The sequence below is a fragment of the Paramesorhizobium salinisoli genome, from assembly GCF_003335045.1.
In the GTDB taxonomy this organism is placed as follows: Bacteria; Pseudomonadota; Alphaproteobacteria; order Rhizobiales; family Rhizobiaceae; genus Paramesorhizobium; species Paramesorhizobium salinisoli.
In genome coordinates this window covers 55,221-81,208 of the sequence record NZ_QOZG01000010.1, presented here as the reverse complement: position 1 = coordinate 81,208, position 25,988 = coordinate 55,221, and the positions used below count along the sequence as shown (strand labels likewise).

Annotated in this window: 25 protein-coding genes and 1 pseudogene; 14 read left to right on the top strand and 12 right to left on the bottom strand. The window is 59.9% G+C overall.

Features of this window, described 5'->3' with window-relative positions; all coding sequences use genetic code 11:
• Positions 1-52 precede the first annotated feature (52 nt).
• From DUT91_RS20490 to DUT91_RS20480, 3 genes are all read left to right on the top strand, one after another.
• Positions 53-529, top strand: a complete 477-nt coding sequence (locus DUT91_RS20490) for a tripartite tricarboxylate transporter TctB family protein (protein WP_114442348.1) — start codon at positions 53-55, stop codon at positions 527-529.
• Positions 530-532: 3 nt separating this feature from the next.
• Positions 533-2,032, top strand: a complete 1,500-nt coding sequence (locus DUT91_RS20485; RefSeq protein WP_114442347.1) for a tripartite tricarboxylate transporter permease — start codon at positions 533-535, stop codon at positions 2,030-2,032.
• An 87-nt stretch (positions 2,033-2,119) separates the two neighbouring features.
• Complete coding sequence (locus DUT91_RS20480) at positions 2,120-3,004, top strand: GntR family transcriptional regulator (RefSeq protein ID WP_114442346.1); 885 nt, start codon at positions 2,120-2,122, stop codon at positions 3,002-3,004.
• Here the strand turns inward: DUT91_RS20480 and DUT91_RS20475 are convergent.
• Positions 2,985-4,067, bottom strand: a complete 1,083-nt coding sequence (locus DUT91_RS20475) for a lactonase family protein (protein ID WP_114442345.1) — start codon at positions 4,065-4,067, stop codon at positions 2,985-2,987. The two genes, DUT91_RS20480 and DUT91_RS20475, sit on opposite strands and share 20 nt — an antisense overlap.
• A 133-nt stretch (positions 4,068-4,200) precedes the next feature.
• Here DUT91_RS20475 and DUT91_RS20470 point away from each other — a divergent pair, with 133 nt between their 5' ends.
• Positions 4,201-5,541 carry an MFS transporter gene (locus DUT91_RS20470; RefSeq protein WP_114442344.1) on the top strand — a complete coding sequence of 447 codons (1,341 nt, stop codon included), beginning with the start codon at positions 4,201-4,203 and terminating at the stop codon, positions 5,539-5,541.
• 9 nt (positions 5,542-5,550) lie between these two features.
• Entirely contained in the window at positions 5,551-8,169 is a 2,619-nt protein-coding gene (acnA, locus tag DUT91_RS20465) for an aconitate hydratase AcnA (RefSeq protein WP_114442343.1), read from the top strand.
• 373 nt (positions 8,170-8,542) lie between these two features.
• On the opposite strand, the gene DUT91_RS20460 is transcribed toward acnA, so the two are convergent.
• Together DUT91_RS20460 and DUT91_RS20455 are read right to left on the bottom strand one after the other, a co-directional pair.
• Complete coding sequence (locus tag DUT91_RS20460) at positions 8,543-8,809, bottom strand: conjugal transfer protein TraD (protein WP_114442342.1); 267 nt, start codon at positions 8,807-8,809, stop codon at positions 8,543-8,545.
• 1 nt (position 8,810) lies between these two features.
• Positions 8,811-9,137, bottom strand: coding sequence for a conjugal transfer protein TraD (locus DUT91_RS20455; protein ID WP_114442341.1), 327 nt, complete (start codon positions 9,135-9,137; stop codon positions 8,811-8,813).
• A gap of 181 nt (positions 9,138-9,318) precedes the next feature.
• On the opposite strand from DUT91_RS20455, the gene traA reads away from it, so the two are divergent.
• The 5 genes from traA to DUT91_RS20435 all read left to right on the top strand — a co-directional run bounded on the left by traA (position 9,319) and on the right by DUT91_RS20435 (position 16,101).
• The gene (gene traA / locus DUT91_RS20450) at positions 9,319-12,297 is read left to right on the top strand and encodes a Ti-type conjugative transfer relaxase TraA (protein ID WP_114442362.1); all 2,979 of its coding nucleotides are present in this window, start codon (positions 9,319-9,321) and stop codon (positions 12,295-12,297) included.
• Positions 12,298-12,651: 354 nt separating this feature from the next.
• Positions 12,652-13,740 (top strand): dsDNA nuclease domain-containing protein, encoded by a 1,089-nt coding sequence (locus DUT91_RS20445; protein WP_147272223.1) that lies wholly within the window; start codon positions 12,652-12,654, stop codon positions 13,738-13,740.
• Positions 13,737-13,970 (top strand): hypothetical protein, encoded by a 234-nt coding sequence (locus tag DUT91_RS25865; protein ID WP_160113683.1) that lies wholly within the window; start codon positions 13,737-13,739, stop codon positions 13,968-13,970. Before DUT91_RS20445 ends, DUT91_RS25865 begins: the two co-directional genes overlap by 4 nt.
• Positions 13,924-15,492 carry a hypothetical protein gene (locus tag DUT91_RS20440; protein ID WP_147272222.1) on the top strand — a complete coding sequence of 523 codons (1,569 nt, stop codon included), beginning with the start codon at positions 13,924-13,926 and terminating at the stop codon, positions 15,490-15,492. Before DUT91_RS25865 ends, DUT91_RS20440 begins: the two co-directional genes overlap by 47 nt.
• A 3-nt stretch (positions 15,493-15,495) precedes the next feature.
• Positions 15,496-16,101 carry a hypothetical protein gene (locus DUT91_RS20435; protein ID WP_114442338.1) on the top strand — a complete coding sequence of 202 codons (606 nt, stop codon included), beginning with the start codon at positions 15,496-15,498 and terminating at the stop codon, positions 16,099-16,101.
• A gap of 252 nt (positions 16,102-16,353) precedes the next feature.
• On the opposite strand, the gene DUT91_RS20425 is transcribed toward DUT91_RS20435, so the two are convergent.
• Complete coding sequence (locus DUT91_RS20425) at positions 16,354-17,286, bottom strand: HEPN domain-containing protein (protein ID WP_200835033.1); 933 nt, start codon at positions 17,284-17,286, stop codon at positions 16,354-16,356.
• The gene (locus DUT91_RS20420; RefSeq protein WP_147272221.1) at positions 17,277-17,927 is read right to left on the bottom strand and encodes a hypothetical protein; all 651 of its coding nucleotides are present in this window, start codon (positions 17,925-17,927) and stop codon (positions 17,277-17,279) included. Before DUT91_RS20420 ends, DUT91_RS20425 begins: the two co-directional genes overlap by 10 nt.
• 136 nt (positions 17,928-18,063) lie before the next feature.
• Here DUT91_RS20420 and DUT91_RS20415 point away from each other — a divergent pair, with 136 nt between their 5' ends.
• From DUT91_RS20415 to DUT91_RS20400, 4 genes are all read left to right on the top strand, one after another.
• A complete protein-coding gene (locus DUT91_RS20415; protein ID WP_114442335.1) occupies positions 18,064-18,294 on the top strand; it encodes a helix-turn-helix domain-containing protein in 231 nt (76 codons plus the stop codon).
• 259 nt (positions 18,295-18,553) lie between these two features.
• Positions 18,554-18,769 carry a helix-turn-helix transcriptional regulator gene (locus tag DUT91_RS20410; protein ID WP_114442334.1) on the top strand — a complete coding sequence of 72 codons (216 nt, stop codon included), beginning with the start codon at positions 18,554-18,556 and terminating at the stop codon, positions 18,767-18,769.
• Entirely contained in the window at positions 18,759-18,974 is a 216-nt protein-coding gene (locus DUT91_RS20405; RefSeq protein WP_114442333.1) for a hypothetical protein, read from the top strand. The genes DUT91_RS20410 and DUT91_RS20405 overlap by 11 nt, the downstream gene beginning before the upstream one ends.
• A 327-nt stretch (positions 18,975-19,301) precedes the next feature.
• Complete coding sequence (locus DUT91_RS20400) at positions 19,302-21,110, top strand: recombinase family protein (RefSeq protein WP_200835032.1); 1,809 nt, start codon at positions 19,302-19,304, stop codon at positions 21,108-21,110.
• 297 nt (positions 21,111-21,407) lie between these two features.
• Here the strand turns inward: DUT91_RS20400 and DUT91_RS26240 are convergent.
• The 7 genes and pseudogenes from DUT91_RS26240 to pcaF all read right to left on the bottom strand — a co-directional run bounded on the left by DUT91_RS26240 (position 21,408) and on the right by pcaF (position 25,985).
• Positions 21,408-21,693, bottom strand: a pseudogene (locus DUT91_RS26240) (recombinase family protein).
• Positions 21,694-21,733: 40 nt separating this feature from the next.
• Entirely contained in the window at positions 21,734-22,159 is a 426-nt protein-coding gene (locus tag DUT91_RS20390; protein WP_114442332.1) for a hypothetical protein, read from the bottom strand.
• A gap of 10 nt (positions 22,160-22,169) precedes the next feature.
• The gene (locus DUT91_RS20385) at positions 22,170-22,424 is read right to left on the bottom strand and encodes a type II toxin-antitoxin system prevent-host-death family antitoxin (RefSeq protein ID WP_114442331.1); all 255 of its coding nucleotides are present in this window, start codon (positions 22,422-22,424) and stop codon (positions 22,170-22,172) included.
• Positions 22,425-22,490: 66 nt separating this feature from the next.
• The gene (locus tag DUT91_RS20380) at positions 22,491-22,697 is read right to left on the bottom strand and encodes a hypothetical protein (protein WP_114442360.1); all 207 of its coding nucleotides are present in this window, start codon (positions 22,695-22,697) and stop codon (positions 22,491-22,493) included.
• Between the two features lie 424 nt (positions 22,698-23,121).
• Positions 23,122-23,871, bottom strand: coding sequence for a ParB/RepB/Spo0J family partition protein (locus tag DUT91_RS20375; protein ID WP_200835030.1), 750 nt, complete (start codon positions 23,869-23,871; stop codon positions 23,122-23,124).
• 24 nt (positions 23,872-23,895) lie between these two features.
• On the bottom strand, positions 23,896-24,513 hold the full coding sequence (locus DUT91_RS20370; RefSeq protein ID WP_114442330.1) for a plasmid partitioning protein RepB C-terminal domain-containing protein: 618 nt from the start codon (positions 24,511-24,513) through the stop codon (positions 23,896-23,898).
• Between the two features lie 269 nt (positions 24,514-24,782).
• Positions 24,783-25,985 carry a 3-oxoadipyl-CoA thiolase gene (pcaF, locus tag DUT91_RS20365; RefSeq protein ID WP_114442329.1) on the bottom strand — a complete coding sequence of 401 codons (1,203 nt, stop codon included), beginning with the start codon at positions 25,983-25,985 and terminating at the stop codon, positions 24,783-24,785.
• Between the last annotated feature and the right edge of the window lie 3 nt (positions 25,986-25,988).

The window sequence follows — 25,988 nt, the reverse complement described above, 5'->3', positions numbered from 1 at the left end:
CGGCGGTAATGGGAGGGCCCCTGGCCTTTCCCATGCCAACCTTGGGGATTCCATGTCTGACAAAAGTTTGAAACTGACGAACCGTCCGGCGGCCGTCATCGCGATGGCTCTGTTCGCAGTAGCGGCGGTAACCTATGGGGATGCCAGCCGCATGGCGGTTCGCGCGACATATGGGATGAGCGCGAATGCGGCTTCCTATTTTATCTGCCTGTTCTTCGTGGCGCTCGGCCTGGGGCATCTGCTCAGCGCCTTCAGGATATCTGCCGGGCCGACGGAAGATTGCGACTGGAGGGCAATCGGCTGGATCGCGCTTGCGCTGACGGGATTGATTGGCTCGGTCTGGCTCCATGCCGGCTTCGTTCTGGGAGCCACTTTACTCTTCACGTTCACCGCGCGCGCCTTCGGGCGCAGGGCGCTCCTGGCCGACTTCCTTGCCGGTGGGGTCATCGGCATCATCGTCTTCCTTTTCTTCAACAAGCTCCTGAGCCTTGCATTGCCGCAAGGGCCTTTGGAGCGGCTGCTGGGCTGATCCATGGATGCGATACATCTTCTGATCGAAGGGTTCTCCCTGGCGATCCAACCGGCCAATCTGGTCTTCGCAGCCATCGGCGTGCTCATCGGCACCGCCGTCGGTGTCCTGCCGGGCATCGGGCCAGCCCTGACGGTCGCGCTGCTGCTGCCGGTCACCTTCAAGCTCGATCCCGGCGGCTCGCTCATCATGTTCGCCGGAATCTATTACGGCGGCATGTATGGCGGATCGACCACCGCGATCCTGTTGAATACGCCGGGAGAGAGCGCTTCCGTCGTTACCGCGCTGGAGGGCAACAGGATGGCCCGCGCAGGCAGGGGAGGTCCCGCGCTTGCAACAGCCGCAATCGGCTCCTTCGTTGCCGCTTTGATCGCTACGGCGGGGCTCGCCTTCCTCGCGCCGCTGCTGGTGAAAGTCGCCGTGAAATTCGCTCCCTGGGACTATTTCGGCCTGATGCTGATCGCCTTTGTCACGGTTTCGGCGACGTTTGGCGCTTCGCCGTTGCGTGGCTTGACGAGCCTCGGCTTCGGCCTCTGGCTGGGACTCATCGGACTCGATCAGCTGACCGGGCAAGCGCGCCTGACCTTCGGCGTCCCGCAGCTTCTGGACGGGGTCGAGGTGACGACGCTGGCGGTAGGGCTCTTCGCCATCGGCGAGGCGCTCTATATGGCGTCGCGCCATGCGTCCAAGCCGGAAAAGCCGCTTCCGGTCAAAGGTTCGATCTGGATGACGAGAGAGGATTGGGCGCGCTCGTGGAAGCCCTGGCTGCGTGGCACGATAATCGGTTTCCCAATCGGCGCGCTGCCTGCCGGCGGGGCGGAAATCCCGACATTCCTGAGCTATACGATGGAACGGAAGCTGAGCCGCAAGCCGGAGGAATTCGGCACCGGCGCGATCGAGGGCGTCGCTGGTCCGGAGGCGGCGAACAATGCATCGGCGGCGGGAACCCTCGTTCCGCTCCTCACGCTCGGATTGCCGACTTCGGCGACGGCGGCGGTCATGCTTGCCGGCTTCCAGCAATATAATATCCAGCCCGGTCCATTGCTTTTCACGCAGCATGCCGGTCTCGTCTGGGGACTTGTCGCGAGCCTTTTCATCGCCAATGTTATGCTGCTTGTGCTCAACCTTCCGCTCATCGGCCTGTGGGTGAAGCTGCTGGCCATACCGTTGCCCTGGCTTTACGGCGGTATCCTGGTCTTTGCCTCCATGGGCACGATGGCCGCCAATCCTTCCGTGATCGAGCTTCTGCTGCTGGCCGGATTTGGCGTGATCGGCTTCCTGATGCGGCGCTATGACTATCCCGTCGCGCCCGCTGTCGTCGGCCTCATCCTCGGCCCGCTGGCCGACAGCGCGCTCAGGCGCTCCCTCCAGATGAGCCTCGGAGATCCGATGGTCTTTCTCCAGCATCCGAGCTCGGCGATCATGATTGCCGTCGCCACGGTCGCTCTGGTCGCGCCGTTCATGTTCAAGGGGCTGGCGAAATTCCGCCAAGATGAGGATTGAGCAGCGGGTGGGGGATATCGCCTTTGCGCGCGGCATGGCCGGTGTATAATTGGCACCGCGCTCGGGCAGAGATTCACACGGCGAACCATGGCAAGACAAAGCGTATCCCCCCAGATCACCGCAAGCATTCTCGAATATGTGAAGGCGAACGAGATGCGCGCTGGCCAGCATCTGCCCTGTCAGATGCTGGCAGATGCCTTCCGCGTCTCGCGCGCTCCCGTGAACGCGGCGCTGAAGAAGCTCGAGGAAATGGGCATCGTGAGCGCGGAACCCAACCGGGGCTATTTCCTTCGTGTGGACGCGGCCAATGTCGATACGGCCGAACCGACCGCACCTGCGCAGGGCGAGGAAGACGACGCGCTTTACTTCCGGCTGGCCGAGGATCGGCTGGCGGGCAGGCTTGAGGAGCGCGTCAGCGAAAATGAGTTGATGCGTCTTTACGACGTGCCCCGGAGCCGGCTCCTGAAAGTGCTCCATCGCATAGCGGAAGAAGGCTGGGTCGAGCGCCTTCCGGGAAATGGCTGGGCGTTTCGCGAAACGCTCACATCGCGCAAGAGTTACGAGGAAGGCTATGTCTTTCGCGCCGTGATCGAACAGCAGGCGATGCTGTTGCCGTCCTTCCGCCCGGACGAGGAAAAATTCAGAAAGGCCCGCGCCGTGCAGACCGCGCTGGCGAACGGAGGTTATGAAAGCTGGTCCCGCGCGGACATCTTCAAGGCGAACAACGAGTTCCATGAGATGCTCGTCGCCTGCTCGCAGAATGAGTTTTTTCTCGACTCCATCCGGCGGATTAACCGGCTGAGACGGCTGATCGAATATCACGTCACCATGGAGCGCAGCCGCCTGCCGCAGCAAACGAGCGAACATCTGCACATCCTCGATCTCATCGAGGCCGGCCGCCGGACGGAGGCTGCCGCTTTTCTCTATACCCACATCATGGGAGCGGGCCGGATCAAGGCGCCGCTGGTCTAACCGGCGCCTGCTTCATCAAGATGCAGACCGGGCTGCCGACAGAGAGCGCCGGTTCGAGCTGCTCGATCCGGCCGGAATTTTGGTCGATTTTGAAGGTTGTGATGGTGTCGCTATCCTCATTGGCGGCGAGCAGCAACTCGCCTTGGCAAAAAAGCCCGAAGAACCTCGGCGTTCTGCCGCCTGTTGCGGTCGAAGCGACGGGTGTCAACTTTCCTTCTGCGTCAACTTCGAACACCGCAATGGTATCGCTTCCCCGATTGGATGCGTAGACGAAGCGACCGTCGTTCGATACGGCGATTTCCGCCGCTCGGCTGTTGCCGGTGAATGTATCCAGCAGCACCGGCAGGATCTGGAAGGGTGTAAGAGAACCGTCTTTGGGTTCGAAACGATAGCCGGTTACGGTGGAATTCAGCTCATTGATGACGTAGGCGAGCGTGCCTCCGGGGGAAAACGCGACGTGACGCGGCCCAGCGCCCTCCCGTGCATCACATGAGAAAGCTTGAACCAGCTTGCCGGATTGCTCGTCGATCCGGTAGACGAGAACTTTGTCGATGCCTTTGTCCGGAACGACGATCCATTTGCCGCTCGGGTCAAACTCGACCTGGTGAGGCTTGGCGAACGGCTGCTCGACACGATGCGGGCCCGTCTGCCCCTCAATCGTAACGAGGTCGATCACAGCTCCAAGCGAACCGTCATCATGGCGTGGCAGGAGCGCCAATGTCGATGTCGCGTGATTGGCGACGATCATGAACCGGTTGCTCGGATCGATCGCCAGATGAACCGGATTTTTGCCCTCAGTACACTGTGTCCCGAGAAATGCGAGGGTGCCGTCGGGCGCGATCCGGAAGGCGCTGACCCGGTCGAGATCGCCATGAATGGTGTAGAGGAACTGCTGTGTCCGGTCGAAGGTCAGGAAGGAGGGATTTTCGAGTTCCACCAGCTGAAGATGCCGCCATCCGACTGTCCGAGCATCGAAAGCGTAGACGTTCAGCCCGTTGCCCCGGGCCTTGCGGGCCTTCGTCGTTCTTGCACCGACATAGGCCACATACGACCCCTGTTTCATCCCATCAACCTCCGGTCATTTGCGTAATTCCGCTTCAGAGCCTAGCGAAATCACCTCGTGGGCACAATTGCATTTTATAATTATATAATGTAATTACACTTACCGGATCGCATTGGCTCAACGGGAGGACGTCATGGCCACTGATTCACGCGACATAGAGAAGGTGACGACGCGGAAAGTGTTCTGGCGTCTTATCCCCTATCTTTTCATTCTCTATGTCATCTCCTATCTCGACCGGGCCAATCTCGGTTACGCGGCCCTGGCCATGAACAGCGAACTGGCATTGACCGCCGAGGCATTCGGTTTTGCCGGCGGCATTTTCTTCATCGGCTATTTTCTCTTTGAGGTGCCGAGCAATGTGGCGCTTCAGAAATACGGCTCGCGCCTCTGGATTTCCCGCATCCTGATCACCTGGGGCATCATCGCTACGCTCACGGGTTTCGTCCAGAGCGCCACGCAGCTTTACATTCTCCGCTTCCTGCTCGGCGTCGCCGAAGCCGGATTCTTCCCCGGCATCATCATCTATCTGACCTACTGGTTCCGTACGAAGGAGCAGGCGACGACGGTGGCCTATTTCACCGCAGCCATTCCCGCATCCTATCTCCTTGGCGCTCCACTCAGCACTTGGATCATGGACAATGTCGCGGGGTTCGGTCTTTCGGGCTGGCGTTGGATGCTCCTACTGGAAGGACTGCCTGCCGTGATCGCCGGCATCTTCAATTATTTCTATATGACAGACCGCCCTGAAAAGGCGAAATGGCTGAAGCCCGAGGAGCGGGAATGGCTGGTCAGGGAACTGGCGGCTGATCACGCTAACCGGAAAAACGTCAAGCATCTCGGCCTGTGGCAGGCGATCAGCAACCCGAAGGTTCTTTTCCTATCCCTGATCTATTTCGTCTATCAGGTTGGCAATCTGGGCATCGGCCTTTGGATGCCGCAGATCGTGAAGGGCTTCGGAGATGATTTCAGCCATTTCCAGGTCGGTGTCATCACCATGATTCCCTATGCGGTTGCAACTTTCGCAATGGTGCTCTGGTCACGCAATTCCGACAGGACCGGCGAGCGGCAGAAGCATACCGCAATCCCGCTGCTCATTGCGGGGCTGGCACTTGCGACGACCGGACTGACACATAATCCGATCTACGCAGTCGCGCTGATCTCGATAGCGCTGTCGGGAATCTATGCATTCAAATCGCCATTCTGGTCGCTCCCGGGGCTTTTCCTCACACGCTCGACTGCCGCCGTTTCCATCGCCGCGATCAATTCCATCGGCAATCTCGGCGGATTCGCCGGGCCTTATGCGATGGGCGCTATCAAGACATGGACGGGCAGTGCTTTTGGCGGCCTTCTCTTGCTGAGTGGACTTCTGTTCCTGTCGTTCCTGATGACGTGGTTCATGCGGTTTCCCGCTCCGGCCCGCGAGGGCACTGAGGGGCCAACGCCTGATGGACAACACAACATTGCCAGAAACTGATTAGAGCCCATGACCAGACTAGCGCAATTACACGTCAACGGGATCGACTATACGATTGTCGATTTGCCGGAAGAAGCAGGGGAGATGCTGACGCGTCTTCCCTATATCCACCGGATCCTTCTCGAGAATGTCCTGCGGACGGCCGGCGAGGATGCAGGGCGCGCGAAGGACGCGATTCTCAGCTGGCTGGAAGCGGGAACGAGCGAGAGCGAAATCTCCGTTCTTCCGAACCGTGTCCTCATGCATGACACCACCTGCGGTCCGGCCCTGGTCGACATTGCCGGCATGCGCTCGGCCTTGGCCGAGGCCGGAGGCGATCCTGCCCTGCTCAACCCTGTCGTTCCCGTGGATGTCTCGACCGACCACTCCGTCGGCGTCGATTTCTTCGCAAGGGCCGGCTCGCTCGAACGCAATATGAAACGTGAATTCGAGCGGAATGCCGAGCGCTACCGCTTCATGAAATGGGCGACGAACACGCTCGAGGGCTTTACAGTGCATCCGCCCGGAACGGGCATCATGCATACGCTCAATCTCGAACGGCTCGCCACCGTCGCAACAGCCAAGCCGGTCGACGGTGTCCTCTGGGCGATGCCGGATACGCTGATCGGCACGGACAGTCACACGCCGATGGTCAACGGCATCGGCGTTCTCGCCTGGGGTGTCGGCGGCCTTGAGGCGGAGAGCGTCTTCTTCGGCATGCCGGTGACGCTCCGCATCCCCGATGTCGTTGGCGTGAAACTGACGGGAAAGTTGAAAAGCGGTGTGCTCGCCACCGATCTTGCGCTTACCGTCACCGAAATGCTCCGCAAGATCGACCTCCAAGACCGGTATGTGGAGTTCTTCGGACCGGGGGTGTCGGCGTTGACGGCGGGAGACCGGGCAGTGGTAGCCAACATGACCCCGGAATTCGGCGGCAATAGCGGTTACTTCCCCATCGATGAAGAGACCGTCAAATATCTGCAGGCGACCGGCCGCTCGCGCGAGCATGTGGAGTTCGTCAGGGCATACGCTAGGCGGGCCGGCATCTGGTTCGATCCGCGGAGTAATCCTCGCTACACGCAGGTCGTCGAGCTTGACCTTGGAAGTGTGGAGGTGAGTCTCGCCGGGCCGACGCGCCCGCAAGACCGTATTCCCGCCAGCGCCACGGCGAAGGCCATGGAGCGATTGTTCAAGGATACTCATGCAGTTACTCGGGACGAGGGCCCAGGAGACGGCGCGGTCGCCATTGCCGCAATCACGAGCTGCACCAATACCTCCGATCCCCGTCTCGTTATCGCTGCGGGCCTCCTTGCCCGCAAGGCGAGGGCGTTCGGGCTGAAGCCGCCGCATTGGGTGAAGACATCGCTTGCGCCCGGCTCTCCCACGGCGGAACGCTATCTGCGCCGCGCCGGGCTTTTGGACGATCTGGAAAGTGTCGGTTTCGCTATCGTCGGCTATGGTTGCACCACCTGCATCGGGAATTCCGGTCCGCTGACGGAACCAATAACGGCAGCGATGGCCGAGCAGGGAATTGTTCCTGTGGCGGTCCTCTCAGGCAACCGCAATTTCCCCGGCCGCGTCCATCCGCAACTCGAGGCGGGCTTCCTCGCTTCGCCGCCTATGGTCGTTGCCTTCGCGCTCGCCGGGACCACCATGATCGACATTCTGCGTGATCCGATCGGCACCGCTGCCGACGGCAAAAGAGTCACGCTATCGATGCTGTGGCCGGCAAGCGCGGAAATCGACGAAGCGCTCGCTCGGGCAACCAACGCAGATGATTTCAAGCCAATCTATGACGAGGCGGAGGCAAGCCGCGTCTGGCGAGAACTCGACGCTCCAACCAACACATTGTTCCCCTGGGACGGGGCTTCGACCTATATCCGCCGGCCACCTTTCGCCAGCTTCGGTTCGGGAACCCAGCTCGGAAGCTATGATGCACATCCGCTTCTGGTACTGGGAGACGACGTCACCACCGACCATATCTCTCCGGCGGGCGCTATTCCAGCAGATGGAGCGGCTGGTCGACACCTTATCGAAAGGGGGGCGAATCCGGCTGATCTCAACGTCTTCGCATCCCGGCGCGGCAATTGGGAGGTGATGGTGCGCGGCCTGTTCACCAACAAGACGGTGCATAACAGGCTGGGCAGCGCGATTCCGCCGGGCTTCACCATTCACGCACCATCTGGAGAGGTGCTGCCGCTATGGGATGCGGCCCAACGGTATCGCGCCGAGGGGCAATCCGTCGTCATCGTCGCCGGCGAGCGCTACGGCATGGGCTCGTCGCGCGACTGGGCGGCAAAAGGCGTCTCGCTGCTCGGAGTGCGCGCAGTGCTGGCTTCGAGTTTCGAGCGCATTCACCGCTCCAACCTCATCGGCATGGGTATCCTGCCGCTACGGCTGCCTGCGGAGTTCGGTCCTGACCGGCTCAATCTCAAGCCCGGAGATATTGTCTCCATAGCCGCCGATCCGGCCACGATCTCTCCCCGCTGCGCCGTTCCGGTGACCATCCGCAGGGAAAATGGCGACAGCTTCCGCTTCGAGGTAAGCGCGGCGATCGAAACGAATGTCGAGATCCGCACCTTGAAGGCGGGAGGAATACTGCCGCTCATTCTCAAAAGAGTGCTAAATGTCTCGCATGGTTCGCAATAAAGTGGAGCTCGGGGAAAAGCTTTCTTCTGGCTGTATCCCGAGGCTGTCGCAGTCGAATTCCGGACTCGGGTCGGGCTTTGCATCACAGATTGTATCACGCGGTTCCCTGCTTGCCTCGACCGCTCTATCGACGGTGCTGAGCAAATCCTTGGCAATGGATTTTGTAAAGCGGCCTTTTAGCGAGCGATGGAATGCAGCCAGCGAGAACGAATCCATTGAGGTCAGCGGTAATCATTAGCGGAAGATTGGCGGGTCTATGAATCCGTCTTTCAGCGGCGCTGCCCATTCATCATTACATTGTCAACGATGGCGCGCGGCGAGCCGCATGATGGCGGCGGCGCTACGATAGTTGAGGTCTTCGCGCCGCCCGCCATCACGTGCGCCCAGGCGCTCGTGCGACGGTGGGCGTCGTTTGCTCTTTCCGGTTCGTGGCAAACGCCTGTTTCCCCTTTTCGGCCCATAGTTCCCGCGCGCGGTCTCCTTGCTCGCTTTTGAGCTTTTCGGCCATCCAGAGGAGCGCGCCGAGGATGGTGGCGCGGTCATCGCTGGTCAGTTCAACTACGCCTGCTTTGACGACGAGCCCGCCCAGTTCGATCAGATGTCGCGTGCGCTTACGGCGCTCAACTTGCCAGGTGCGCATGTCATGCCGCGCCCGTGCCGCCTGGTGCCGATTGTGCGCCGCCCGGTTGCGCCGGAGCATCGCCAGCGTCGCCTTCAGATGCCGGAGCAGATCGCCACGATTTGCCGCGAAAGAACGCGGCCCCGCGTTTCGCCCATGCCGCCCTCCTGTCCGCATCCTTCGTTTCGGCCAGCACGATCAGCGCCCCGGCCAGTTCGTCGGCGCTGAGGGCGTCCGCCCCAGTGGCGATCACCAGTTCGCCAAGCTGCTGCACCTTGCGCTGTTTCAGTTCCTTGGCCTTGTCTTCCAGCGCTTTCAACTCTGCGTCAAAGTCCCGTGGCTTGCGCATGTGGCTTCTCCATCACCTCGTTTGCTGTTAACGCCGGGATGATAGTTGAGCGCCTTGCGCAATGCTTCTATGTTGCTGGGACGGTCTGGCACCGGATAATCCTTCCCGAGATTTTTTCGAGGGAGGGCGCGCTTATACGTCGTTCCGACGTGCGCTTTTCCGTGCCAATTTCTGGATCGCGATGGCGATCTATCATCTTCACGTCAAAGTCATTGGCCGCAAGGCCGGCTCCAGCGCGGTGGCGTCCGCCGCCTACCGTTCGGCGTCACGGCTGCGCGACGAGCGGCTCGACCGCAGCCATGACTTCTCGGCCAAGCGCGGCGTCGTTCATTCCGAGGTGCTGCTGCCAGACAATGCGCCGGAGCATTGGTCAGACCGCGAACGGCTTTGGAACGATGTCGAAGCCTTCGAGGTGCGCAAGGACGCGCAGCTCGCCCGCGAGGTCGAATTCGCCCTGCCGCGCGAGATGACACAGGCGCAGGGCGTCGAGCTTTCCCACGATTTCGTTCAGTCGGAATTTGTCGAGCAAGGCATGGTTGCAGACCTGAATGTGCATTGGGACATGACCGAGGACGGCCTGCCCAAGCCCCACGCCCATGTCATGCTGACCATGCGGTCAGTTGACGAGAACGGTTTCGGCCAGAAGGTGCGCGACTGGAACCGCACCGAAATGGTTGAACGCTGGCGGGAGCGTTGGGCCGAGCTTGCCAATGAGCGGCTGGCCGAACTCGACATTGACGCACGCATCGACCACCGCAGCCTTGAGGCGCAGGGCATCGCGCTGGAGCCACAAACCCAGATCGGAGCGCCCGCGCAGCGCATCGAGGGCGAAGGCGTAGAGGCGGCAGACCGTGCGGAACTGCACCGCGAGATTGCCCGCAACAACGGCGCGCGGATCATTGCCGATCCGTCCGTTGCATTGGACGCCATCACACACCAGCAATCCACCTTCACGCGGCGCGACATGGCGATGTTTGCGCATCGACACAGCGACGGGATTGACCAGTTCAACGAAGTGATGAGCGCGATGGCGAACGCGCCCGATCTTGTGGAACTCGGCAAGGACGGGCTTGGGCAGGACCGCTTCACCACGCGCGACATGATCGAAACGGAACAGCGCCTGCATCGCGCGGCCGAGCTGATGGCCGAGCGAGAACGGCATGAGGTGAACGATAGGGACAGGGAAGCCGCAATTGCGCGCGCCGAACAGCGCGGCTTGTTTTTGTCCGGCGAGCAGGCCGATGCGCTGGCGCATGTCACCGACGGGCGCGGTCTTGGCATCGTCGTCGGCTATGCCGGGACGGGAAAGAGCGCGATGCTTGGCGTGGCGCGCGAGGCTTGGGAAGCGGCGGGCTACGACGTTCGCGGCGTTGCCCTGTCCGGCATCGCCGCCGAGAATCTCGAAAGCGGATCGGGTATCGCATCGCGCACCATCGCCAGCATCGAGCATGGCTGGCAACAAGGCAGGGACATGCTCACCGCCCGCGATGTGCTTGTCATTGACGAGGCGGGCATGGTCGGCACGCGCCAGATGGAGCGTGTGCTGTCCCACGCCGCCGAGACTGGCGCAAAGGTGGTGCTGGTGGGCGATCCGCAGCAGTTGCAGGCTATCGAGGAAGGTGCGGCCTTCCGCTCGATCCATGAGCGCCATGGCGGCGTGGAAATCAGCGAGGTGCGCCGCCAGCGCGAGGACTGGCAGCGTGACGCCACGCGCAATTTGGCCAGCGGCAGGATCGGTGCGGCGATCCATGCCTATGACCGTCATGACATGGTGCATTCCGCCGAAACACGGGAGCACGCGCGTGGCGACCTCATCGACCGCTGGGACCGTGACCGGCAAGCCGAGCCGGACAAAAGCCGCATTATCCTCACGCATACAAACGCGGAAGTGCGGGAACTCAACGAGGCTGCCCGCCAACGAATGCGAGACGCGGGCGATCTGGGCGAGGATGTGCGTGTCACGGTCGAGCGGGGGGCACGTAGCTTTGCCAGCGGGGACCGGGTTATGTTCCTGCAAAACGAGCGCGGCCTTGGCGTCAAGAACGGCACGCTTGGCATCATCGAGGATGTCAGCGCGCAGAGCATGACGATACGCACCGACGATGGCCGTTCTGTTTCCTTCGATCTCAAGGACTATAACCGCATCGACCATGGCTATGCCGCGACGATCCACAAGGCTCAAGGTATGACGGTGGACCGCACCCATGTGCTGGCAACGCTGGGCTTGGACACCCATGGCAGCTATGTCGCTCTTTCCCGGCACCGCAACGGCGTGGACCTGCATTATGGCCGTGACGACTTCGCCAGCAGGGACAAGCTGGTGAATACCATGTCACGCGACCGCTCCAAGGACATGGCTTCGGATTACGTGCAACGCGATCCAGCGCAGAGCTATGCCGAGCGTCGTGGGATCGCGCCGCGTGAACACGAACACGTTGCCGAAATCGCGCCGAAACCGGAACCGGACAGGCCGCGCATCCTGTTCGGCAGCCGCAGCCTATTCGAACATGGACATGGCGCACCAGACCGGGACAGTGCCGGAGCGGAGGCACGGCGGGAAACCGCAGCGCAGGACCATGGCCGCGATAACGCCGAAGACCCGGAAGCGGCATTGCGCAAGGCCCGCACCGAAGCGCTCAAGCGTCATGCCCGTGCCGTCGATGCGATTTTCACCGCCGATGACGCGGGCCGCAAGGCAAGCCCGGAACAATGGAAGGAACTGGTGGAATCCCGCAAGGCATTCGATGAAGTCCGCCCGTATGGCTGGCAGGACGCGGAAGCCGCTTATGCCAAGGATGCAGACCTTGCCCGTGAAGCCGGAACCGGAAGGACCAGCCGGGCCATTCGCGCGCTCCAGCTCGAAACCGAAATTCGTACCGATCCGCAGCGCCGTGCGGATCGTTTCGTGGAGCGCTGGCAGAAGCTCGATCAAGCCAGCCAGCGCCAGTACCAAGCGGGCGATATGTCCCGCTATAAGGCCACGCGGTCAGCGATGGGCGAGATGGCCAAGAGCCTCGAACGCGATCCGCAGCTTGAATCCATCCTCGCCAACCGCAAGCGGGAACTCGGCATCCGCATGGATTTCGACGCCGGGATGAGTGTAGGCAAGCAGCTTACCCTCAATTATGGGCTTGGCAGAGGGCGGGGGCTTGGGCTTTGATCCCATGGCGGCTCTTGATGCCTCAGGTAGCGGCGCCCGAACGCCTCAGGCGACGGTGCCGCGCGAGCGGCTTCGTTGGAGCCGGGAGCAGACTGGCCGGTTGTGGCGCCCCTGAGCCAAGCTGCCGTTGTAGACGCATCTTATGATGTGGGGCTCACGGGAGTCTGAAATGCGACCGCATGAGTCACGTTAACGGATCGTAAATTACGTAGATAAGGTACCAGTGACCAAGTGGCGCGATCGTCGTCACCAGGTCGAGGCAGCGACTTGTAATGATGCCTCTCATTTGCAACTTCCACTTCCATTTTCGGCAACAAGTAGTAAAAGATTCAAACCCTTCTGGAACGAGTCTCCTTGCCAAAGCCCACACTAACGACGGTAGCATCGAAACAGCCACGCGAGACAGCGGGCTCCGCTGCGTTCATGGCCTTCGACTACCAGGTTAACGTGTCGATGGCGCTCGTTCTCGATCTCTACAAGCAGGGCAAGGAATTCGTCGCCCTCTTCGATCATCACGACGATCTCGTCGTCTTCGTCGGGGAGGGAGAAAACTCAGAGCTCTCGTTCTATCAGGTGAAATCGAGCAGCGAACTCACGTGGACTGCGAAGAGGCTCGCGAGACGAAGCTCCAAGGGGGAACTGCCAAAATCCATCGTCGGCAAGGCCTACTACAATGTCGCCCAGTTCGGGCCGGAAATTCGGCGGGCGTCGATATTGTCCAACCGGCCGCTGAGCGCCACGTTGGCGACGGCCACCAAATCCGATCTCCACGACGGCGAGCTTTCGGTCGCCGATCTATGCTCCGCCGATCAGGACACGCTGATGAAGTCGCTGGAGGCGGATTTCCCAGCCGGCTTCGACAAGACCCACGCGACGCTTCTGACGTTCGAGCGCGTCCCGTTCGACCTGGAAAGTTACCGCGCCACGGTGCTTGGCAGGATCGTGACGATGCTGGAAGAGCTCCATCCCGATTTCGTCGCGGTTTCCAGCCCCTTCTATACGGCGCTCCTTGCCGCCGCGGGAGATTGCACCGGCAACAAGACGAAGTCAGCGACGGTCGAAGAACTGCGCAAGCGCGTTGCCCTTGATCGAGATGAGATCAGCCGTCTCATCGTCCGGGTTCAGAGCAGGTCGAAAAATCTCGTCGAGTGGTGGGCGAGCGTGAACGACGAACTCGTGGCGGGCGGGATGCGGGCGCTGCAGATCCAGCGCATCAAGAACAAGTGCATGTCCTACGTGAACGCCCGTCGGGCGGGCGACAGGACAGCTGCGAAGTTGAGCGCCGCGATCGGCGACGCAATCGGAAAAACCGCGTCGAGCAATATGGACAGCGTACTCGAGGCAGCCGTAGCCGTGAAGGCTCACGGTCTCGTCGAACCTGCGTCGGAGCTCTACGATCTTCAGTCCGCGCTGATCGTCGAACTGATGGAAGCCATGACATGACAGACGACGACACGACGAGACTGCGGCGCGTCCTTCGAAAACTGAGCGAGAGCAGCAATGCCAACGGTAAAATTCAAAAATCTCTTCCTGTTGTCGCAGGTCGAAAAGAGAGCGTTGCACGTACCATTGCACTCGCGAAAGCTGTTGATCCAAGGCGCAAACGGCTTTGGAAAGTCGGTCATAATGAAGAGCCTGTACGAGGCTCTGGGAGCGACGCCGAACAAGATTGACGATCGCTGGAAGAACGCCAACGTTTCGAGCTGCCTCGAATTCGAGTTCGCAGGCGAGATCTGGTTCTCGGTCAAGGCGCATGGAGTCCATTCGCTCTTCGACGACAAGGGCAACAGACGGTTCTGGGGCCAGCGACTGGTCAAGGACTGGGGACCGAAGCTTGCGGAGTTCTTCGGCTTCAAACTGGAGATGGTGGACAAGGATGGAGAAACCTTGACACCGCCGCCCGCGTACCTGTTCGCGCCGTTCTACGTCGACCAGGACGGAAGCTGGGAGAATACCTGGGTTTCCTTCCGTAAGGACTTCTATCTGCCGGAAAGCGCGGTAACGCTGGCTGACTATCATTCCGGTATACGGCCGGACGGCTACTATTCCGCCAAGGCCGAGCTGACAAAGGAGAAGATCGTCCTTTCCAGTTTGGAGACCGCCGTCGAGACGCTCCGCCAGGCGATGACCCAGATCGAAGAAATCGAAGGAACGACGCCGACCTACGACCTGCAGGAATTCGCTAGCGAGTGCAACGACCTCATCGCGGAAAGCGAACGACTTCTCGTACTGCAGGCGGAACACCGCCGGACGGTGTCCGACCTCCACGAGGAATCGCACCTTGTCAGGGCCGAAGCGGTCCTCCTCAAAAGTGCTCTCGATGAAATGCGAGGCGAGTTCGAACTTGCGTCCTCCCTGCCACGGCAGGTCGAGTGCCCCACCTGCGGGCACGAGTACCAGAACTCCCTTGCCGAAAGATTCGCGTTGATCGAGGACGAAGGGGTTCTGTCCAAGGCGCTGACCAACGCCCAGTCGAAGCTGGAAAGACTGGTTGAGAAGGAACGGGCAGAGCGCGGCAAGCTCGACGAGATTAGCGTAAGCCTGTCCCGCATTCAGAAGATCCTCGATACCCGGAAACAGTCGCTCTCGCTAAACGACGTGCTGGTCGCGGCCGGCAAGACCGAGGCCGTCAAGATTCTCCGGGTATCGTTGAACGACAAGATCGTGGCTGCGGACGGCTCCAGAACCAGGATCGACGCCCTGCGCGCTTCGATGAACGAGTTCACCGACAGAACGCGCACATCGGAGATCAGGAAGTTCTATCGCACCCGGCTTTCGATGTTTTCGCAGGAACTTGACGTCCATCTGGACGATCCGGAAAAACAGTCGATCGTGTCCATCAACGTAGCGCGCGGAAGCGAAGGTCCGAGAGCGCTGCTGGCGTACTATTACGCTTTTCTACACACGAAGATCAAATTCACGACGAACACCAGCTTCCCCGTCGTGATCGACTCCCCGAACCAGCAGGGGCAGGACAAGGTTCATCTTCCTCAGATGGTAAAGTTCATTTTCGATCACGTTCCAGGCGACGCCCAGACCATCGTTGCGATTGAGGACGCTTCAGGGCTTGAATTCGAAGGTGTCACCATCGCCACGTACGGCGAGGCGAAGCGGCAAGTTCTCCGCGAAAAGGAATTCGATCGGGTGAAGGCCGTATTCGATCCGTTCTTCCAGAAGATTCTCGCGATGGAGTAAGGCATGCGATCACTCATGGATTTTCTTCGCTGGCTCCCTGGCGTCGCGCCTCGCAAGGCATACACGCTTGTCATGGAAGGAGACCTGCTGTCGAGGGAGCTGAAGCGCGACCTCCACCCCCGCAGCGACAGCCTCTTCGATCTTGTCACCGTGGTCGGCCCGGATGCTGCGGCCGCAATCCTGCAGGCGTACGAAGACGGTCGTCTTCCTATGCAGCGCGGGAAGGGTGTGCAGGAGGCGCCCGTGGCCGAAGCGTATCTGCGTGACGCCGAGCCGCTCCGGGAAGAGATCCGCGAACGCAAGCGCAGGAAGGACTGCGTCGACGACATCGGCCTCGTGCGCGAGAGCGACTTCCTCGATCATCAATTCATGAACCGGATATTCTACAAGAATGCCGGGCCCGGACCGGCCAGACTGACGCTTGCCGGCATCGATGTTTCGAAAGACCTACGGGCCTTCTCCAGCAATAGTGGCCAGTCGACCGGGTTCGAATATTCCTTTACCTGGACGGGGAGCGACGGCGTCCGTCGGAGTTCAGGCTCCGGACTGCCGTCGGAGGCGTTCAATCGCAGGAACGACGAGAAACGGAACTGGGGCTTGCACGAGTAAGCACGCGTATCCGAAGGAAATCAGCCGCCGCCTCGAAACGTCGTCTTGACGCCCGGGGGGCGTATGGCGTCGGCGACGATGCCGCAACTCGGAAGCCCGCCTAATTGCCCAGTTTGTGACTGAAATGCGACGCTGTGAGCAAACTGGCGGCTTTTGAAGTATCCAATGTGGAACCGAACGGTCGAGATCGGCGCGAAGCGACCGAAGTGTATGTCGCTTCCGGCTCCGAAGTGGGTGGACTGACCAACGTCCTCAGCCATGGGCTTGGCAAAGGGCGGGGGCTTGGGCTTTGCCCACGCAGTCGAAACCATTGCAGTCGAACCCATTGAGGTGTGCAGCGCAGATCGTGGCGACGGTTTTTTGCAACACCTTCACGCGCTCGACCAGCCAAGCCAGTTCTTCGGCGGTGATTTCGTAGCGGTGCGAATAGCGGGCTTCGACATAGGCCCGGTCGAGCTGGGTAAAGCACCGCGCGGCAAAACTGCCGCCGCTGGGCCAGACATCCACCAGCAGCGGCGCGACCCGCTCCGCATGGGTGCGCAGGAAAGCCAGCCGGTGGGATTTCGGGCTATAGAGCGTCAGAACATGCAGGATGCAATGGTAGATGCGTTCGACGGTCTGATGCAGGTCAAAGGCCGCTTCCCTGTGATAGCCACGTCCCATGGCCTCCTTCGCCAGTTCGAAGCGATGTGCGGCGCTTGGAAACCAGTGGCCGAAATGCCTGTTCATTTCGGCCTTGGCGGTCTCCGGGGCTAGTGGTTTGGGTTGGGCGAAGGGAAAACCCGGCGTCTCGTAGAGCAAGATGCCGTCGCGGGCGATGTCCACGAAGAAGGGCCGACCGAGCGCGAGTTGGTTGTTCACGTCCATGATGGAATGAACGATGAAATTGACCGGGGTTGCCAGATGTTTGGTGATCGTCAGTTCCCGCAGGAAGCGATCCTCTGCCCGATACCAGAAACGTGGATCGGCAAAGGTTTTGGTCGTGACGACGATGAGCAGGTTATATTCGGAACGATGAGGGCCGAAGAGAACCAGTTTAAGAATACGCCCACGCTTCGCCTTCTCCGACAGCTTGCTCTTTTGCGCATCCTCGAATTCATCGAAAAAGATTCGTGTGATCCGCTCCAGTTCCTGGCGCTTGTTCTCTGGAAGATGAGCGAGGCGTTCAGCAAGCGTCACGTACATGACGCTCCCCCATGCCGCATTATGCGTAGAATGTCATGAAGCGCCGAGCGTATCAACGGCCAAGGGAACTCCGTGGACTCTTCGGAAGGTGCGCCTTCGTACAGGACAGCATCGAGCTTGCCCGCTACGCCTGCAAGCGTCGTGGCGGGCGTGGTTGTCAGGGCGTCCACCAGTTCCTGCTGACGGTCGGCGGCGGCGTGTTCCGCCCGCTTGGCGGCGGAATAGCCGAGGCGTTCATCCTCGGCATCCCAGCGGGCCTGATGGGCAGCGAGATCAGCCTCCGCCTTGGTACGGATACCGGGATCGCCGCCGAAATAATCTCCGATGTCACCCTGCCACCACATGGAGTAGGTGGCATCTTCGTCCGGCAGGTAGACCTTCGCATGTGGAAAACCAACGCTATTGATGAGTTGGGTCTCTAAGCGCTGCTGTTTCTGGCAAAGGGCAACGGTGTTGAGACAGGCGGCTTGCCACGCGCGCCAGAGCGCCATCGCGGGATCGGAAGTGGTATTGTCGGTCAGCGCCACGGCAGCGCCCGCGCCAGTTTCAAACGACAACGTTGCCGTGGTTGCCATCGTGCCCGTCAGCAACATCCTGCGTGTGACGGAAGACAAACTTCTGCTATTGTCGGAATCAGCCATCGATCCGAGCTCCTAATCAGCTTGGGTTGTGGTTAGGTCGTTCTGAGTGGTCTCAACACTTAGAACGACCGCATATAGACGAGACGATATAATTTTGATTGCCGGTTCGCAACAGAAATCAGTGCAGTGCTATGATATGAACGGAATTCAGTGTCGGTTAGCACGAGTAGCGTTGGGGTGGGGGATACGCGAACTGTCTGAAGAAGCTGATGTTTCGCAGCAGACTATAGTTCGTCTTGAGAAGGGCGAAGAGCTTCGGTTATCCACTCTTGAACGCATCAGGCGCACGTTCGAAGATTCTGGAATAGAATTTATTCCAGAAGACGAACATAGCGGCGTGGGCATCCGGTTTAAAAAATCAGTCTGAGCGCGCGGTTTTTGGCTGCTTCGTCCCGGGTGGCTCCGGCACACTCCCCCCATTGAATCATACTGCCACATAATCGAGACTTGGCTTTCCCATGGCCGGCCCCGGTAGCGGCGGTGATACCGGATTGCAGAATGGTCCTATTTTCCGCCGTTTGTACGCAGCAGTACGACGCCAGCTAAATATCTCTTGCAAAACGATAAATCTCTATTTTTCCTGTGTTAGGGGCAGTCAGAAACGACCAGCAGGGGGCGCTCCCGCCATGCCCGAGCCAGACCGTATCATTCGCCTCAAAACCGTCCTCGCGCGCACCGGGCTGTCTCGCTCCACCATCTACCGGAAGATCGCTGAAGGCACATTTCCTGCCCAGATCAAGATTAGCGTAAACGGCGCGGGATGGCGGGAATCGGACATCAATCGATGGGTTGCCGACCCCGCTGCGTGGCGGTCAGAGGGGGAGCGCAGCGATGGCCGATGAGGGAAACCATGAGGGCAGGGAGAGATCGGCGAATGACAATCGCACGCCCGATGGACAGAATGTCGGGGCCGATGCTTCCGAACGGCTTGACGCGGTTGTACTGTCCATTGCCCGATTGATCGGCAAGCAGATGGCGCGGGAAGATTTCGCAGCCCGGATTGCCGCCAATGATAATCGGAAAGCAAAGGCAGCGGACGATGATTAGCCTTGCCACTGTCTGTGCGGGGAGGACGGGAAACGGCTTGCCTCGGAACGCTCCTTCCATTTAGGATTCAGGGAAGGCCGCACAGTTTGAACCTGCGTGGTGCGATGAAAGCCTTTTTGGGCTTGCAGGCATTGGGCCGGAACGAAGCCGCCCCCTCAAGGCCAAGCCGCTTCGCGGTGATGCTGCGCATCAGCCTTGACCGGGTCGGCTTCGTTCCGGCGTGGGCTTCTGAAGCAAGAAAGGCGGGGCGTGCGCTGGCAAGCAGCGCCAGCCGTGACAGACCCGGCCCAGCCGCAGAACATTGCCCGATGAAGGAGGAGCCATAGCATGACCCGCGTTGCCCTTTATGCTCGCTATTCGTCCGACAACCAGAGCGAGGCGTCAATCGAGGATCAATTCCGGCTTTGCCGGGACCATGCGCGACAGGAGCGGTGGGAGATCGTCGGTTCCTATGAGGACGCTGCCATATCGGGATCGAGCACGATCCTGCGTTCCGGTATCCAGCGGCTTGTGCGGGACGCACAGCGCGGTGAGTTCAATATTCTGCTGGCGGAAGCGCTGGACCGTATCAGCCGCGATCAGGCGGACGTTGCGACCCTCTACAAGCATCTGAAGTTTGCAGGCGTCAGCATCGTCACCTTGGCAGAGGGCGAAATCAGCGAGCTTCATGTCGGCTTGAAAGGCACGATGAACGCGCTGTTCCTGAAAGACCTTGCGATGAAGACGCATCGCGGCTTGCGGGGCAGGGTGGAGAAGGGCAAGGCAGGCGGCGGACTTTGTTATGGCTATTGTGTTCTCAAGAAAGTTGACGCCAACGGCGAGCCGATCCGGGGCGACCGGGAGATTATCCCGGAGGAGGCGGAAACCATTCGCCGCATATTCCGCGAATTTGCATCGGGCAAAAGCCCGAAGGCCATTGCGGTTGACCTCAACCGGGAAGGGGTTCCCGGTCCGCTTGGGCGCGCATGGGGTGACACAAGCATTCGCGGCCATGTTTCGCGCGGCACCGGCATCATCAACAACGAGCTATATGCTGGTGTTTTGGTCTGGAACCGGCTGCGCTTCGTCAAGGACCCGTCCACCGGCAAGCGCGTCTCGCGCATCAATCCCGAAAGCGCGTGGATTAGGACCGAGGTTCCGCACCTACGCATCGTGGACGATGAACTATGGAATGCCGTGCGCGCCCGCCAGAAACAGATATCGGCCATCTTCGGGCCGAATCCGGCCAACACCCGCGAAGGCCGCATGAAGCGCATTCATCTGGCGAACCGGCCTGTTTCCCTTCTTTCCGGGCTTCTCACCTGTGGATGCTGTAGCGGCAAGGTCGGCATCATCACGCCGAACCGCTATGGCTGCCTCAATCATCATCGGCGCGGCACTTGCGACAACAACCGCACCATTACCCGCCAGAACATCGAGGCGCGTGTGCTGTCCGGCCTCAAGGAAAAGCTGGTATCGTCGGAAGTGGTAGCAGAAGCCATCCGCGCCTATGCAGCGGAGATGAACCGCCTGAACCATGACCGCCGCGCACAAGCCGCCGCCGATCAGAAGGCCCTCGCCAAGATCGAAAAGGCGATAGCTGGCATCATCGCCGCCATTGAAGATGGCATGTATCAGCCGAGCATGAAGGCACGCATGGACGAGCTTGAGCGGCAGAAGGCGGAAATCACCGCCCGCATGGCGAAAGCTCCGGCGGACGTTCCCGACATTCACCCCAACATCGCCAATGCCTACCGGCTTCGCGTCGAGCGCTTCACCGAGGCGCTGAACGATCCCGAAGGCGGACGGCAGGCAGCGGAATCGCTGCGCTCGCTCATCGGTGAAATCGTTCTTACTCCCGGCCAGAAGCGGGGCGAAGTCCATGCCGAGCTACGCGGCGAGTTGTTCGGTATCCTCGACTTCGCCAAGGCGGAAGAAACCAATCGGCCAGCCGGTTTTATGCCGCCAGTCGAAGCCAGCCCCCGCAACCACCGATTCAGACACTCCCGATGCGAAAGCGCCGGGAGTTTTGTTTTTTCCAGCATTCCCAACGGCTTGCTGCTCTACCCAGCTCAGGATCGTACCCATTTCGCCGTACAAAAGCGCATCGATCTCGCCCCTGTTCGGTCCTGGCGTCAGCACGATCTTCTCGATTAGCATCCGCATGGCCTCCGCCGCTTGCAGACGCTCTTCGGGCTGTTCAGCGTTTCCGTCAGTTTTGCGACCTTCTTTGCATAGATCGCTGAAACGCTCGGCAGCAGGTCCGGCACATCCTCGGGATGTCGGAGAGGAGGGCGGTCAGCTCGCTCTTGCGCGCCTCCAGCGCATCCATGTCGGCCTTCATGCTCTCATGGAACATGCCGGCCTTGATCGCCTCGATGATGCCCCTGATCTGCTTCTCGATCTTCAGCAGCTCCGCCTTCCAGGCATCGCCGTTTGAGCGACGTTCCCGGTTCAGGCGGTTCGTCTCAAGGTGACGATCGGCACGCCGGCGAACTTCAGATGTTTGTAGAGCGTTGCAACGTCAGCCTGGTCACGCGAGAAACGATCCAGAGCCTCGGCCAGCACCATGTCGAACTGGCCAGCCTGGCCGTAGGATCATGCTCGAGCCAGAGATGCCCGCATCCTTATAAGCTCCGACGATCTTCCATCCCTCGCGCTTCGCCTGCTCCCTGCAGATGCGAAACTGGTCGTCGATCGAGGCGTCGCGCTGATTGTCGGAGGAATAGCGGGCATACATGCAACGCGGGTCATCGTTCAGTCCTTTCACAGCTCCGTGGTCAGCGGCGCACCGCGCCGCTCTTCTTTGCGCGGGCCAGTTCCAGAAAACTGGCCCTGATCTTGGCGAACAGCCCCGGCGGAATGAAGCCATAGTTAAATTCTCCCCGCTTGCCGGGAACCGGCGACAGGCCGCCATTGGGCCATTCGTCGACATTATGCTCTGAGACGATCACCCAGCTCGGCGCGTCATCAAGACCGATGGCCTGCTTCACCTTCGCCGGGATCTCGATGCCGACCGTATCGCCGGCGGGCGCGGTGTGCGTGATCGGCAAGAGCACCACATGGCGGGGACGTACCATACTATCTGTCGCGGCGACGAGGCAGGTCGGACGGTTCTTGCCCTGATCCTGGCCGGCTGCGGCCTCATGTGTCCAGAGATAATCGTAGCGAATGACGAGGCCGGGCTTCGGTTCAGGGATCGCCACGCCGTCGGCCTTACTTCAGCAACTCGTCGAGATGCGCATGTTCCGGGCCCATCTCGGCGCGCTCCACTGCGTCGATCACTACATCAGCGGCGTCCGTCGTGCGATGCGTCCGCTGTGCTGCGGCACGGAGCCAATCGTAATGGTCGGCGGACATCAGCACGAACTCGCGCCGCCCATGACGGGTAATCTCCACCGGCTCACGCTGCGCCTGATGCTGGAACTCGCCGAACTTGCGCTGGAATTCGAGGGAACCGACGGTTGGCATGGCAGGCATCCTTTCAAATAGAATACCTGAATTATACGTGTAATTCGTCTTCTTGCAAGGGCGATGTCACGCATTCCCGAGCGCCTGCCGATTTCGCGCCTTGCGCTCCAGCGCGGTCTTCCGCTTGAACTCTTCGCGGGCGATCTGCCTGCCGATTAGCCGGGCAAGGATCAGGATCGCTTCGTCGGCGCGATCACCATCGTTCTGCGCCGTTTCCGGTGAGGCTGAAGATCCGAAGACTTCGATGCTGATCTTGTCCTGTTTAAGCGCCATCGTCTCTAGAAATCCCATGCCCGGAAGGGGCAGAGACCATGGAAGGATTGTTCGCCATTAAAAGAAAAGATCCGGCGCGTGCCCGTGCGGTGTTTAGGATACCATGCGTATAAAAAGGACAGTCTACATTTCAAGGGATTATGTCGCTTTGCCGCGATCACGTTCCGTGAAGCTGGAATGTAACTATGTCGGTATTTCGCTGCGGATTGTGTAATGCCGGCGCCGCGCCATAGCAATCTATGTATCGCTCGGATTTTGAATGGCAGCCTGAACCTGGCGCTGATGTCATTCCCTTTCAAACGACATGGCATCGGCTTGGATGGCTTCCATGACTTTTTCCAGTTTACCTGCCATATCGGCATGATAACGCAGGAGATGGTCCACAATGGCCTCATTTCGCATCAAACGGGAAACGTAGCCTTTGCTACCACGAGGACGAGCATTGTATCCCGAGCGTGTCCTGGACTGTCCGATAATCCTGATAGAGCTTTTCCATTTCCCGCTCCATGCGGGCAATATCTTCCACCGATGCTTCTATCGGCTTCTTTGGCTCAAGTAGAAACTCCGGACGTGTTGCCGAGAGGATCATGGCGGCGTACGTCATCGTGAAGCGATTTGCCGCGATCATCATTTCTGCGGCTTCGATCTGTCTCATGGGCTTCATCTTGCGAAGGATTGAAAACACGCTGCGCGCCGCCAATCTGTCTTTCAGCAGTTCCACTACTTCGGGCGCGATGCCATCCAGCATGCGTTGGCGTTCACGGATGTGCTCAACATTGACGTTGAGCGCTTTGGCTATACGTTCAGGGGGAACCTTCTTCGCAATCGCCTGCATAATCATGCGGTGCTCCTGCACGGCGCTCAGCCGATTAACCTGGCGGTTGAACGTGAACCCTTCATCGTCATTCGACAGGAGGCAGACGGCATGTGTGGCACCGAGAATCTTCAGGCATTCGAACCGCAGATGACCGTCGAGAAGGATATTTTTTTCATCGCGTTTCCGGCCCTTTTCGGGGAATACCGCAAGAGACTCTATGATGCCGACTTCCTGTATCGATGCGAGGATCGTCTTGAACTTTGGCGAGTGCTTGAGGCCAGCGGGAAGGGGGCGAGTCGGAAGAATGTCGTTCAGCGGGACGGTGATAGTATGTTGTTCGAAGCTGGATCGGTTCATGCGGTAAGGTTCCCAAAAAGAAGGTCAGCAAGCGGCTTGGGCATGTCGACGATCCCTTCCGAGCGGTAAAAGAGTCCTGAAATGCTCCTCCGAATGAAGTTTGCGCATGGCGGAGACGACGAATAGCAATCGTTGCTCCGCAACATCCGCCTTCTGAATCGCGAGGCGCTGACGACGGACTTCTTCCTGAAACGTCTGGGCCAGCCTTGCCGCTGTCATGGGCTTGTCGGTGCGGGGGATCGTTTTCTGGTACTTTTGACCGAATGCCTTGCGTTTTTCGACCAGCCGACGGGCTTTCAGAAGTTGATCTCCTTTGAGGGGGCCCTTTTCATAAGCCTCCATCATGGCGATCTGGACATCGGCATCGTTGGATCTGGCGAACTCCACGGCGAGGGAAAGCGGGAGCCATCCTTTTTCAACTGCGGTTATCAGCCGTTCCTCTTCCGCGCGCAGCAATTGAAGGATTGCCTGTATATAGCCCGGCTCCAGCCCGATCTTCTGAGCAATCTGGACGTGTGTGTATCCTCGATCCGAAAGTACCTGTACGGCGGCCAGCAGATCCTGGCTGGAATGCTGTCTGCGCGCCAGATTTTCGACGAGGCTCATCAGATAGCGATCGGTTTCGGGGGTGGCTACAATCATTGCCGGAATGTGCGTTTCGCCGAGAGCCTTGAAGGCTTCTATGGCCTTGACCGCATATGAGGTCGTATCGAGGACCCTGTTCGTCTGTGCCAGCTTCCGCCAGTCACGCCGCTATGGGCAGGCATGCGAACGAAATCTAAATGGTCGCCCGGTCCGGGCATTGCCAGGCGCCCATATGCGGTGCTCATTCGCTGCCCGATCACGATTTAGAGTCCCGAACGGGAAGCGCTGGTACGTTTCCGCATGTTCAGTTGCAAGCGGGAGCAGCCTCAAGCCCTTTCGAGGGCAATAGCGATGCCCTGCCCAACCCCGATACACATGGTTGCCAGGGCATACTTCCCACCGTTGAGCGAGAGTTCCAGCGCCGTGGTTCCGGCAATGCGCGCACCGGACATCCCAAGCGGGTGCCCAAGCGCGATGGCGCCGCCGTTCGGATTGACGCGTTTGTCGTCGTCGGCGATATCGAGCTCACGCAGCACGGCGAGCCCTTGGGAAGCGAAGGCTTCATTCAGCTCAATCACATCAAAGGCATCCGGCGCGATGCCGATGCGCGCGCAAAGTTTCCTTGTCGCCGGAGCAGGTCCGATACCCATGATACGCGGAGGAACGCCCGCAGCCGCGCCACCCACAATACGGGCAATAGGCGTCAAACCATATTGCTTCGCTGCCGCTGCCGAGGCGATGATGAGCGCTGCCGCGCCGTCATTGACGCCTGATGAATTGCCCGCTGTCACCGTACCGCCTTCTCGGAAGGGCGTCGGCAATCTGGCCAGCGCTTCAAGACTGGTTGCGCGCGGATGTTCATCCTTCTCAACAACAAGCGGATCGCCCTTGCGCTGGGGGATCGTGACCGGCGCGATTTCCTTCGCAAGACGGCCGTTGGCCTGTGCCGCGGCGGCCTTCTCCTGGCTGCGCAACGCAAAAATGTCCTGATCCTGGCGCGAAATTTTATATTCTTCGGAGACATTCTCTCCGGTTTCGGGCATGGAATCGACGCCATATTGCTTTTTCATCATCGGATTGATGAAGCGCCAGCCGATGGTGGTGTCGAAAATCTCCGCCTTGCGCGAGAAGGCGCTATCCGCCTTAGGCATGACTAAAGGCGCACGGCTCATGCTTTCCACACCGCCGGCGATAATCAGATCCGCCTCGCCCGCCTTGATGGCGCGCGCCGCGGTGATGACGGCATCCATGCCCGATCCGCAGAGGCGGTTGATCGTCGTGCCGGACACGCGAACCGGGAACCCTGCAAGCAGCAGCGACATGCGCGCGACATTGCGATTGTCCTCGCCTGCCTGATTGGCGCAACCGAAGATCACATCGTTAACCGCTTGCCAGTCGACCGAGCGGTTGCGTTCCATCAAAGCCTTCAAAGGGATCGCGCCGAGATCGTCCGCACGAACAGAGGAAAGCACGCCACCATAGCGGCCTATTGGTGTGCGGACATAGTCGCATATATAAGCTTCAGCCATGGT